The sequence below is a fragment of the Calothrix anomala FACHB-343 genome, from assembly GCF_014696435.1.
Taxonomy (GTDB): domain Bacteria; phylum Cyanobacteriota; class Cyanobacteriia; order Cyanobacteriales; family Nostocaceae; genus Aulosira; species Aulosira anomala_A.
Window position 1 is genome coordinate 1 of record NZ_JACJQG010000038.1, and the last position, 13,119, is coordinate 13,119.

Genomic DNA, 13,119 nt, shown 5'->3' on the forward strand with positions numbered 1-13,119 from the left:
CTGCCCGGTTGGCAGACCTTATGGCGAGGCTGGTTGCGATTACAGGATATGTGTTGGGCTGCTGATTTGATTACCCAATCACTTTAAAAGATGTTGGTAATGACAAGCCCTTATAGGGTGAGGGCGTTTTTGCACATTTGGGATGCTCCCAACCGCAGAGGCGCAGAGAACACAGAGATAAGAGATTACAGAGGAATTGATGGTAATAAAATTTTTATTCAACCAGGAAATGGCTAATTAATCTCAGTATTGACAAAATTACCAAATATTGTCTTTAAAAACACATTTATTGGATAGTTAGATAATTTTAATATCGAATCAATCATAAATCAGGTTAATAAACTCTCAACTAAGACAAAAAATGAGTAACCATAATTGCTTAATTAAAGCAGATCGTAGGGCCATGGCAGTGCCATGCCCCCCATAGGTGTAAGGCTGCGTCAGGGTTTGGGATTGCAGCAATAATAATAAAAATAAGCTGGAAATCAGATAAAAAATCTAGATTTTATCAAGTACAAGCTTAAAAATATTTCAATAGATTCTGGAACTTAATAAAATTTTTGGTTACAAACTAACGGTTATGATTATATAATTTTTGAAAAACTTTATTCTAAAATTGCTTTATCGTCACTGATTTATCAATATAAAAATAAAAAAATAATATGATTGCGCCAAGAATAAATAGTACTAAATTATACTTATGGAATGAACCGTTCTTTGCATCACCCATCATTGCGCGTGCGGATATCTTGACAATTAATGATGGCGGTTGGACAACTCAGGATCGCTATTTTCGCCAATTAGCGGATGTTAACGGCGATGGACGGGCTGATATTGTGGCTTTTGGGCTAGATGATGTTTTAGTCTCGCTAGGAAACAGTAATGGTACTTTTGCCAATCCCTTTATCGGTCGTTCTGATATCTTTACAATTAACGATGGCGGTTGGTCAACTCAGGATCGTTACCCCCGTCAGCTAGCGGATGTTAATGGGGATGGACGGGCTGATATTGTTGGTTTTGGCTTAGATAATGTCTATGTCTCATTAGCTAACAGCAATGGTACTTTTGCCAATCCCTTTATCGCTCGCGCTGATAGCTTTACAGTTAACGATGGTGGATGGCTAACTCAAGATAGCTATTTTCGCCAGCTAGCGGATGTAAATGGCGATGGAAGGGCTGATATTGTTGGTTTTGGCTTAAATAGTGTCTATGTTTCATTAGCTAACAGCGATGGTACTTTTGGCAATCCCTTTGTTGGCTTGGCGACAAACGATGGGGTATTAATTAGTCAAGATGCTTATCCCCGCTTGCTAGGAGATGTTAATGGTGATGGACGGGCTGATATTGTTAGTTTTGGGACAACCGATGTTTGGGTAATTCTCGGTCAAAGTAATGGCACTTTTGCTAATCCTATATTAGGTATTAAAAACTACTTTACCGCAAGTAATAATTGGACTAGTCAAAATCTTACTCCCCGTCAATTAGCGGATGTTAATGGTGATGGAAGAGCGGATATTGTCGGTTTTGCTCAAGATAAAGTTTATATCTCTCTAGCTAATGCCAATGGTACTTTTGCTACTCCTACTGTCGGGATTAATAACTACACAGTTAATAGTAATTGGACAAGTCAAAATGTAACTCCTCGCCAAGTCACCGATGTTAACGGCGATGGTCATGCTGATATTATCGGTTTTGGTGCAGATAATATTTATGTTTCCCTCGCAGCTACCAATAAAGTAGAAATTGTTGGCGGTGCGGGTAATGATGTACTCAATGGAACAGCGCAAAACGAGCTGTTAAAGGGGGGAAGTAGCCCCAATAGCGATTATATAAAAGGTTTAGCAGATTTGCGCACTGCTGGCGTAGCGATCGCAGGTTATGTCTGGACTAATTACGGCAAACGCGATATTGCCGAAGTAAAAGCAGATATTGACTTATACCAAGACTACTACAACGTCAATAGCATCTTTCTGGATGAAGCGGCAAATACTGCCAGTCAAGTGAACTACTACAAAGAATTACACGACTATATCATCAACACCAGCAGACTAGACAAAGTTATTCTCAATCACGGTACTCAACCAGACAGTCGTTATTTATCAGAATTACCCAACGCTAACTTAGTAATTTTTGAGAATCAAATCGGTTGGACTACAGCGCCAACTCCACCTAGCGGCTATAACTCCGATCGATTTTCCAGCTTAATATATTCTGTCACCGATCCGGCGGTGATGAAAAACTATATAGATATTGCAGTTAGTCGCAATGTGGGGTACATCTACGTTACAGATGATGGCGCAGATAAAAATCCTTGGGATAGACTAGCTTCTTATTGGCAAGAACAAGTTAATTACATTGATTCTTTACCAACAGCTAGCAACCTCAACATTTTATTGCCACTATACGCCTATCCTAATTGGTATAGTACCAGCTATCTTTGGGATGATGTGGCAGCTGCTAACGCTAAAGTACCGATTACCGCAATTATCAATCCTAATCACGGCCCACAAACGGGGAACGATACCCTTAATGGCGGTAATGGAAATGATACCCTAATGGGTTTTGATGGCAATGACTCTCTCAACGGTGGTGGCGGTAACGATTTGCTCATCGGCGGTGCGGGTAATGATATCTTGTACGGTGGATCTAATACCGATACCCTTAAAGGTGGTAGCAATGACGACAAACTTTATGGTGATAGTGGTAGTGACTTCCTTGAAGGTAGTTATGGCAATGATACCCTCAGTGGCGGAGGTTATTCGGTAACTAGCACGGAAATAGATACTTTAACTGGTAATAGTGGCGCAGACAGATTTATCGTAGGAGATCAATCAGCGTTTCTCTATATTGGCTCCAGTTATGCCAAAATTACTGATTTTAAAGCTTCTGAAGGTGATGTGATTCAGTTAAAAGCCTCTGCTAATGTGAATGAATACACTTTTACCTATGAATCTACTAAATATGGTAGTGCAGCGATTTCAGACTCATTAATTTATCGAGGTAACGATTTGATTGCAGTGGTGCAAGATGTTTTAGTGACGACACAAAATATTATATTTGTTTAAATGGGGTATTGGGCATTGGGCATTGGGCATTGGTGAAAAAAGGATAAGCAAGGTAATGCATTAACAATGCCAGGCGATGCATTAACAATGCCAGGCGATGCATTAACAATGCCAGGCGATGCATTAACAATGCCAGGCGATGCATTAACAATACCAGGCGATGCATTAACAATACCAGGCGATGCATTAACAATACCAGGCGATGCATTAACAATACCAGGCGATGCATTAACAATGCACACAGATCCACCCCGTAGGGGCGGGGTATCCCCGCCCTTAGCGACAATCCGTATGTCACAATCATTAATTGAACCCGTATAACCTAAGGAAATTGCTAAACTGAGAGAATTCCTGGAACTTTGTTCAGTCTGAAAACTACAGCGATGGCAAGACCGAGTTATGGCCCAGAAGCAAAAAAGCGATCGCGCCGCTTATTAGAAGTATTATTAACTTATGCTAATGATGCGATCGCCACTCAGGATGAAGCGACTTTAGAAGCACTGCGTCCTCAAATCCAAACTCGCTGGTTATCAGAACATCGTCTAGTTATCAGAACTAAGCTGAGATTTTTGCAAGCATTAACAACCTTAGCGCCAGGGGAAATTCAATTAAACGCCGAACATATTAAAGAAGCTTTAAAACGATTTACCGATTTCTTAGAAATTTTAGAAGATAATCGTCCTGCTCGTAGCGGTTCGGAAACTTGGCATTTTACCCTCAATCTTTGGCATACACGCCATGATATTGCAGGGAATTTACAAAAATTTGATGTTGAATGGGAAAATCGTCGTCCTGAAAAATCGAAGCAGGTAGCAGGAGGGGAAGGGGGAGAAGGGGGACAAGGAGGACAAGGGGGACAAGGGGGAGAAATAATAGATTGGTGGGGAATTTGTCGTGATGCTTTAATGGCACAAAATCACCAACGACTGACAACTAATCCCCTGACTAGTGCTGATGGTGTGAGTTTTGAATTAGATCAAGTATATGTGCCGTTGGGATTGGTGGAACGCAAACATCGTCGGCGTTATGGTAGTGATGTCAATCCTCAAGAAGGTTCGCGGTTGTATGAACCTGAAGATACGGAAGTTACCCAGATTTTTAATCATGAGGAATTTCTCCAACAATTACTCAGAGAACAACAAAGTCAGCGCATTGCAATTGTTGGCGAACCAGGCGCAGGAAAAACAACATTACTGCAAAAAATCGCCGCTTGGTTGTTAGAGAATACTCAAGATTTGCCGATTTGGGTTGATTTGGCAGATTTACAAGGTAAAACTTTAGAGCAATATTTAATTCAAGCTTGGTTACCTGCTGCTGTTCGTAAGCTTCGCGTTCCCGGAGAAGTTGAAGAAGCATTTTGCGAACAATTTAATCAAGGAAGAGTTTGGTTATTCTTAGATGCAGTCGATGAAATGGCTTTGGAATCTAGCCAAGCTTTAGCAAAAATTGCGAGTTATCTGACAGGTTGGGTAGCAGATGCGAGGGTAATTCTCACCTGTCGGTTAAATGTGTGGGATGGGGGTAAGAATGCGTTGCAATCTTTTCAAACCTACCGCAATCTTAATTTTAGCTATGGGGAAAAATCTGCGCTCAATTCTTCAGATTCATGCAATCAAGTAGCGCAATTTATTCGTCGCTGGTTTCAAGATAATCCCAATTCTGCTGAGAGTTTACAAGCTGAGTTAGCGCAACCAGAACGACGACGGTTAAAAGATGCGGTGAAAAATCCTTTGCGTTTAGCTTTATTGTGTCGCACTTGGGGATTAACTCAAGGAAGATTACCCACAACTAAAGCGATGCTGTATGAGCGATTTGTGGAATCAATTTATGAATGGAAACAGGATCGATTTCCCACAACTTCCACCCAGCGACAACAATTAAATCGCGCTTTGGGAGAATTAGCGCTGTTAGCAATTTCTCAAGAAGAAACCAAGTTTCGTTTGCGACACCGTTTTGTCTGTCAAGTTTTAGGCGCGCCTGATGATGGCATGTTTCAATTAGCGCTACAGTTAGGCTGGCTCAATCATGTAGGCATCTCAGAAACTCAAGGCGAAAGAGTTTATGCTTTTTATCATCCCACCTTTCAAGAATATTTCGCCGCTCAAGCTATTACTGATTGGCGTTTTTTCTTTAATTGCAATTCATCTCATCCCAGTTATCGCATTTTTGCACCCCAATGGCGAGAAGTAATTTTATTGTGGTTGGGTAGAGATGACATTTCCCCAACGTATAAAGAAGAGTTTATCCAAGCTTTAACAGCATTTAATGATGGTTGTGGCGGATATTATAGTTATCAAGCTTATTTTGTCGCCGCACAAGGCATTGCTGAGTTTACAGATTGTCAACAGGCACAGAAAATTGTGCAGCAGTTGGTAAAATGGCGATTTGGCTATTACAAATTTAACGCGCAACAGCAATTAAGATATCTCGCGCCGATTGTGGAATGCGCGCGGGTATCCTTATTAAAAACCGATCGCCCAAAAGCGATCGCGGCTTTAGAACAATTCGTTACATCTAGTCAAAACGAGTTCGATATCTGGAATGCAGCTTATAGTTTAGGTAAAGTCTTCGATCCTGGTAATCAAATTGCGATCGCAGGTTTAGAAAAGATTTTGCAAACTGTACGCTATGAAGCATTGCGCTGGCAAGCAGCGTATAGTTTAGGTAAAGTCGATCCCGGTAATCAAATTGCGATCGCTACTTTATTAGAAATTATTACCTCAACCAAGAGTGAATCTACTCGGCGCAAAGTTGCTTATAGTTTAGGCAAAATCGATGCTAAAAATGCCGTTGCTATTTCTACATTAGAGAAAATTGCTGCATCTGCAACCGATCCATCCCAAAGTCGTCAAGCATTAGAAAATTTAGCCACCCTACACAGCGATAAATTATCTTCTGTCGTTAATTCTATCCCCGCACAATTTCCCAAAACTAGAAGACGTAAGCGCAAAACCAAGCCACCATCATCATATTACTCGCTCAATTTTCAAATAGCCGAATTAACTCAAGGTATCGCCTTAGCAGAAGATGAAGATATCCAAAGAAGAAGAGCATATAAATTAGCACAGCTTGTTCCCGGTAATTTAATTGCACTCAATACCTTATTACAGCTAATCAAATCCAGCAAAAACGAAACACTGCGCAAACGTACAGCAGATAATATCAAAGAAATTTTACTTCCCGAACAATTCCCAAACGCGATCGCATCATTGAAAAATTGTAGCTGTCAGCAATTCATCAATGATGAACGAGAACGCTGTCGCGACTGTTATAAACTAATTTGGCACTGTGCAGACAATATGGATTATTTAGATTTTTCCCAAATTTGGCATCAATAATGTTAAGTAGCCATCATGAACATCTGTCTTTTCCAATGCCCAATGCCCAATGCCCATTTTTAAGCTATTCGCACAGATGACATAATACTGTCACCCCAATGTCACCAAATAGTGAGATATTGTAAATAGATGGATTGTTAATTTTCTTCCCAAGGCAGGAGAACCTGCCTTTTATTTAAGTTATTTCTCAATCAATATCAATAAGCTATTTATTTACGTTCCCTGCTGTTATTGGGCAATAAATAATTTCAATCAAAATTATAATTTGATCGGGCAATATTCTCATCCGGAGCATTTACAAAAATTAACCGTTTTTGGCGATCGCGGATGACGAAAACCGAGCCAAAATTGGTAAATACTAGTAACTGAAAAATAGCAATAAAACATCCTACTCAACATTCATTGAGTAGGATTAAAATCAAAATATTTCTTTAAACCCAGTTTTATTTTACACTGCTATACGCATAGATTGTAGGGGGGTATTACCCCTCACTATTCCTAAGTAATTATACCGATGCTCAATTTAAATATATTGAGTGACTTTGCGCCATCAATCAAGATTAGGTTTAGATGAGTTAGGTTGAAGCAATTGCTTCCATTCTATGGCTTTTCTTTCCATCTCCTTGATAAATCCGTCTTTACCATTCACATATCCTTCGATATCATTTGGGTATTGCTTGGCTAATTCCCGCTTCAAATCGCTGTATTTAATTGCATCTTCTGGATGTGCAATCATGTAATCGCGAAATGCTAAGTGTCTTTGAACTTCAGCAACATTAATCTTGAAGAAATGAACGTGATGTGTTCTGATTCCTTCCTCATTATTTTTACGAAAGAAACGACGACCAGGGAGACCAAATTCACCCATATTTTTATAACCTAATGCAGTCATCACTGAACTTTGCTCATCTATCTTAGCAATGTCCTTAACCTGAACTAATATATCAATAATTGGTTTCGCATAAATGGTAGGAATCGAAGTACTACCAATATGATGAATATCCACGATATTATCGCCCAATGCTGATAAAATCAGTTTGGCTTCAGCTTCAAACTTACCTCGCCATGATGGATCGTGGGGTACAACTTCTACTTTCATGAGAGACTTGAAAAATTGCAAATACAAAACTCAAAACAGTTTTTCTGGAGGTATAAATAAGTAAGCGATTGTACACAATTAAGATACAAAACGTAAACAAATTTGAAACCCTTATCAATGACAAATAACCAATGACCAATGACAAATGACAACCCTGACTAGTTATCTTTAATTGCGCCGACTTACTTAGTTATTGATGATAATTACCATCCCCAACTACCAGGAATCCCCTTAAAAGGCCCAACTATATCGCTAGTAATCCAACCACCATAAAAGTTACCAGGTTGGGGTTGTACTTGTTCGCCATCAACATAGCAAGCATCCATTGTATGCGCGTAAAAGGCAACATAATCTTTCATAGCTACAAAAGCCGATGTCGGATGGGGATAAAACCAAGCAGTATTCTCAACTGCTTTGTCACCAACCCGAATGCTGTAATAATTGGCGATTCCTTTCCATTCACAAAAACTAGACTTTGATGTCAGGAAAAGGTACTCCATTTTAATATCTGCAGGCGGAATATAATATGTAGGCGGGTGGCTAGTTTCTAGAACCCGTTTTGCTGCGTGAGTATCAACAATAGTTACCTGATTGAAAATAATTTGAATATGTTTATTTGTATCCTCAAGACGTGGGGGACGAGGATAATCCCAAACAGATTCTTGTCCGGGAGAGGGTTCAATGCGTTGTGGATAAACCATAATCAAATTGACAAATGTGAATAAGTAAGCTGAAAAATAAGATTAATTCCCTAAATAAAAAAACAACACAAATGGTCTGATTAAACATCTGTGACCGTTTGCGTTTATAGAGGAATTAAACATAGGGGAATGCACCCTGAAAAGCTAGCCTAACGTACTTCTTTGAGACTTTCAACCTGTTTGGTGAACAACTCAGTGAATAAACTCAGTACAGAACGTTCTTCGCGGACTTTAATATTAGCAGTTAACGACATACCAGACTGCAAGTTGATTTTTTTATCCCTGACTGTCAAGTATTGTTTTTCTAAACTCACTCTGGCGGGAAAGCGATAAAACTGATGTGTTTGATCTGGCGGTAATGCATCAGAACCAATACCAATCACTTTTCCTTTAATATCTCCAAATTCACTAAAAGGAAAAGAGTCAATTCTCACATCGACTTTCATGTCTTCCCTCACAAAACCAATATCTCTATTAGTAATGAAAACTTCAGCAATAAATTTGTCATTGGGTACTATTTGCATGAGTTTTTGTGTGGGGTTAGCCACATATCCTGCTGTCTTCGCTTGCAAATCAAAAATTGTACCGCTTACAGGCGCTCGCAGTTCTTGATATTTAATATTCTGCCTAGCTTGAGCAATTTTGCTATTAATATCTGATAATCGTTGTTCATTTTCTAGCAAAATTTTCGAGAATTGACTATCAATATCCGCAATGCGCTGTTTGTTTTGCGAAATTCTCTCTAAAATATCTTTATCGGAAGCGGCTACAGTATTGACTGACTGCTGTTGTCCTTTTTGAATCTCAAATTGCAGGCGTTTTTCTTCTTCCGCTAACTGCGCGATTTCCGCTCTGAGATTTTGTACCTGTTGCTGCTGGTTGAGATATTGTAGTTGGGAAATCCCACCTTCTTCAGCTAAGATTTTCACCCTACCTAAAATAGTACTTTGGATTTCTAAACTTTTTTGCGTATCTTCTTTTTTAACTTGAGTTTGTGCTAGTTGTTTGCGAGTTTTTTCGACTTCCAACTGTGCCGCTAAAGAGCGTGAATCTAACTCTCTGCGTGCTACTGCTAGGCGTTGTTGCTCATCAGAGCCTAGTCCAGCTTCTGAGCCATTTTTGTTTAATTGATTGCGTAACAAGTCATTTTCGGAAACTAATTCTCTGCGACTTTTAAGCAGAAAAGCTGTATCTTGAGGTAAGCGACTGCGCAAAAATTCTAATTCCGATGCTGTCGCCGAACTTACACCCATCAAGCGCCGATAAATTTGGTTTTCTTGAGTGATAGCAGCGCGAATTTGGTTTAAAGAATTTAATTCCGCACGGCTAGCAATGGAGTCAAATGTTAACAGTAAATCTCCCGCTTGTACTTGTTGACCATCTTTCACAAAAACTTCTTTCACAACTCCATTAACTGGAGCTTGCACATCTTTAACTGTTCCTTCTGGCTTTAATTGACCTGTAGCTGGTACTACTTGCTCAATTTTGGCTAAATATGCCCAAGCTAGTCCAAAACAGGCGATGAGCATGAGAGATACCATAATGGTACGCGACCAAATCGGAGATTGACGCAAGATGACTGCTTGCTCAAAGTTAGGCTCGCGGAAGTTAAATTGCGGTTCTTTGACAGGTTGAACATCAACAGATTCTACAGATGTTGTCACTACTTGCTGTGAATCTGATTGTGTTTGAGTACGTTGTTTGCCGTTACTGTTTGTATCGTTAAAGCTATTATCGTTCAGTTGAGTCATAGGGACTTTAGATTGTAAATTAGTAAATGTTTTTATTTAAGAGTTATCAGTTATTTAATGTGTTTGATAACTGATAACTCCATCATTACAGATTGACTTCTTGCTGCTGATAAAGGTAAAAATAATGACCTTTTGCATCCATTAACTCTTGATGGCTTCCTTGCTCTTTGAGCCTACCGCTATCCATGACGATAATTTTATCTGCATGACTCACAGTACTCAGACGGTGAGTAATAAAAAACACCGTACTTCCTTTAAAGCCTTGAGCTAAGTTCAGACAGACTTGTCTTTCTGTTGGGTAATCGAGAGCGCTAGTTGCTTCGTCTAATACTAATAATTTTGGTCGTTGCAAAACCGATCGCGCGATCGCAATTCTCTGTCTTTGTCCCCCAGAAAGTGATGCACCTCGTTCGCCTACACGGGTATTGTAACCATTAGGCAATCCCATGATAAACTCGTGGGCAACGGCGAGACGAGCCGCTTCGATAATTTCTTCGGTGGTAGCTTCGGGATTAGTTAAAGCAATATTTTCTTGCACTGTACCATCAAATAACAGTGGATCTTGCGGTACTACACCCAGCTGTCGCCGCAGGGAATACAGTTCTACTTTGGAAATATCATAACCATCGATGAGAATTCTCCCAGACTCGATATCATAGAGTCTTAGCAGTAATTTCATCATCGTACTTTTACCCGATCCACTCTGACCGACAATACCCACAAATTGTCCGGCGGGAATATCCACATTCACACTCGAAAGTTGTAAGGGGCCGCTAGGTGCAAAGCGGAAGGAAACATTTTCATATTTGACTGCTCCCTTAATTGCAGGTAAGGGGATGTTGTCGCGATTAGTTTCGGCTTCTTCGGGTGTATCCACAATATCGCTTAACCGCTCTAAAGATAAGGCAGTTTCTTGGAAGTTTTGCCACAGTTGCGCTAAACGTAATATTGGGCTGGTAACATAGCCAGAGATAATTCTAAAGGCGATTAATTCTCCTAGAGTTAATTCGTTTTGCAGTACTAAATAAGCACCTACCCACAACACTAATAAACTACTGAGTTTGTTGAGAAAGTTACTCGTAGAATTGGCTAGAGTCGAGGTGACAACGGTTTTAAACCCTGCAGCCACATACTTTGCATAACGCTCTTGCCAAGAAAAGCGCGATCGCAATTCGATATTTTGCGCTTTTACTGTTTGAATCCCCGACATCACCTCAACTAAATAAGATTGAGTTTCGGAGTTGCGTTCCGCTTTACTACGTAACTGTCTGCTGACAGTGGGCGAAGCAATTAAGGTGATAATCACAAAGATGGGAATTGTACCTAAACCCACCAATGTCAATTGCCAACTGTAAAACAGCATAACGATGATATAAACCACCGAAAATACTGCATCTAATCCCACCGTTAAAGCTGTACCTGTCAGAAATTGGCGGATATTTTCTAATTCGTTAATCCGTGTTGATAATTCACCTACCGGTCGCTTTTCAAAATATCTGAGTGGTAAGCGCAGTAGGTGGTCGATAATTTCCGACCCCAAACTCATATCAATGCGGTTGGTAGTATCAACAAATAAGTATGTCCGCAAGGTAGTTAATACGGCTTCAAATATGCCCACTACTAATAGCAATACCCCCAAAACATTCAGCGTATTAATGCTATTTTGGACAATGACTTTATCAATAATTAGCTGAATAACTAAGGGATTAGCTAATGCCGCCAATTGCACAAAAAAGGAAGCGATAAAAACTTCTATGAGTACGCGACGGTGGCGCGATAAATAGGGAATAAACCACCGCAAGCCGAACCGCTCTTGAGGTGTTTCTTTAGTAGCAGCTACCAGCAATATCCGCAGTTGAGGCGGCATTTTGCTTTCATCCACATCCAAACCTGCGACTAATTCAGCTGGTTTGCAGCGCAAAATCCCTTGAGATGGGACACCCACCACTACAGAATTAGCATCGGCTGCATATAAAACCGCAAAACTATCACCATAGCGAATCAATGCTGGTGTGGGAATCCTGGTAATGGCGCTGACAGGGATATCTACTAAATGAGCTTTGAGTCCAATTAACTCTGATAGGTAAGCACAAAGCTGATATGAGAGAGTACCCTGTTTTCGCATTTGCTCTGTTAAGATGCGCCGCACGACTTCTCGCCGAAAGGGAATGTTGAGGTGTTTGCAGAGCATCTGAAAACAGGCAAAGGTGGTATTTACCTCCCCAGTTCCCCGAAAGAAGGGAAATTTCTGATTTTTTTGCTTACCCTTGGAGCCTACTGCTGGTTGGGAAACCTCTTCTACAGAGGCATAGGGAATATCTACTGACTCAAGTGAGTAGCGCGGTTGCGAGTGAGAGCGAGATATAGATTGAGATTGAGACTGAGACTGAATCGTCGTTACTTGCTCTTGTACCGGCTCATCCTCAAGGAAATACAAATTTGCCGGATCTAAACCGAGTATCCGGATAGCATTTGGCCCTTGGACTTCAATGTTGCTGCCATCACTAAATTGCAAGCGCGAACATGTAGCTAAATTATCCACTGAACCACTACCACTGACAAACCAAACGCTGTCATGATTGAGTTGATTCAGTCTGGTTCTTCCTGGCGGAATGTAATTTACTTTCGCCTTGGGTAAAGCTTGATCTGATAGTTCTTTGAGATTAGCACTGGCTAAAGCTTGCTTTTCTAGTTGCCAGCCAATAACATCAAATATTTCAATAATATGGGGGCGATTTCTGCGCACATTGGCAAAAGCTGGGTAGGAAGACAGCAGCCGTAAGTATTCAACAGTACTTAACGTTACACATACTGTTTCTGTGGATGCGATCGCTGTTTCACAACCCACTTGACGCAAAAAACCGATTTCTCCTAGTACTTCTCCTGGTTGCAATAACCTCAAAGTTATTGGCATTTGGGTTTGCGGATCGTATCCTAAAAGGCGTACTTGTCCTTCATAAATAATTGTGATTTTGTCAGGAACAACTTCCTTACCGATAATTTTTTGACCTATGCGGTAGCGCCACGCTTGTAATTGTTGCGCGAGTTCGACGATTTCCTCTTGGGGTAATTGGTCAAAACCTTCGATAGTAGGAAGAAATTCTTCAAAGGCGTTCTTAATATAAGTCATGCAAGCTTATTAATCACTTTTATATAGGTTTTACT

General features: G+C 40.3%; 8 protein-coding genes. 4 read left to right on the forward strand and 4 right to left on the reverse strand.

Annotated elements, in window-relative coordinates; genetic code table 11:
* Positions 1-99: 99 nt before the first annotated feature.
* From H6G08_RS20980 to H6G08_RS20995, 4 genes are all read left to right on the forward strand, one after another.
* Positions 100-237 (forward strand): hypothetical protein, encoded by a 138-nt coding sequence (locus tag H6G08_RS20980; protein WP_190546400.1) that lies wholly within the window; start codon positions 100-102, stop codon positions 235-237.
* 425 nt (positions 238-662) lie between these two features.
* Entirely contained in the window at positions 663-3,065 is a 2,403-nt protein-coding gene (locus tag H6G08_RS20985; protein WP_190546402.1) for a spherulation-specific family 4 protein, read from the forward strand.
* Positions 3,066-3,131: 66 nt separating this feature from the next.
* A complete protein-coding gene (locus tag H6G08_RS20990) occupies positions 3,132-3,386 on the forward strand; it encodes a hypothetical protein (protein WP_190546404.1) in 255 nt (84 codons plus the stop codon).
* 62 nt (positions 3,387-3,448) lie between these two features.
* Positions 3,449-6,403, forward strand: a complete 2,955-nt coding sequence (locus H6G08_RS20995) for a HEAT repeat domain-containing protein (RefSeq protein WP_190546406.1) — start codon at positions 3,449-3,451, stop codon at positions 6,401-6,403.
* Between the two features lie 550 nt (positions 6,404-6,953).
* On the opposite strand, the gene H6G08_RS21000 is transcribed toward H6G08_RS20995, so the two are convergent.
* The 4 genes from H6G08_RS21000 to H6G08_RS21015 all read right to left on the reverse strand — a co-directional run bounded on the left by H6G08_RS21000 (position 6,954) and on the right by H6G08_RS21015 (position 13,084).
* Positions 6,954-7,502 (reverse strand): GrpB family protein, encoded by a 549-nt coding sequence (locus H6G08_RS21000; RefSeq protein ID WP_190546407.1) that lies wholly within the window; start codon positions 7,500-7,502, stop codon positions 6,954-6,956.
* Between the two features lie 203 nt (positions 7,503-7,705).
* Entirely contained in the window at positions 7,706-8,203 is a 498-nt protein-coding gene (locus H6G08_RS21005; protein ID WP_190546409.1) for a DUF427 domain-containing protein, read from the reverse strand.
* A 149-nt stretch (positions 8,204-8,352) separates the two neighbouring features.
* A complete protein-coding gene (locus H6G08_RS21010) occupies positions 8,353-9,954 on the reverse strand; it encodes a beta-barrel domain-containing protein (protein WP_190546411.1) in 1,602 nt (533 codons plus the stop codon).
* An 85-nt stretch (positions 9,955-10,039) separates the two neighbouring features.
* Complete coding sequence (locus tag H6G08_RS21015) at positions 10,040-13,084, reverse strand: peptidase domain-containing ABC transporter (RefSeq protein ID WP_190546413.1); 3,045 nt, start codon at positions 13,082-13,084, stop codon at positions 10,040-10,042.
* Positions 13,085-13,119 lie beyond the last annotated feature (35 nt).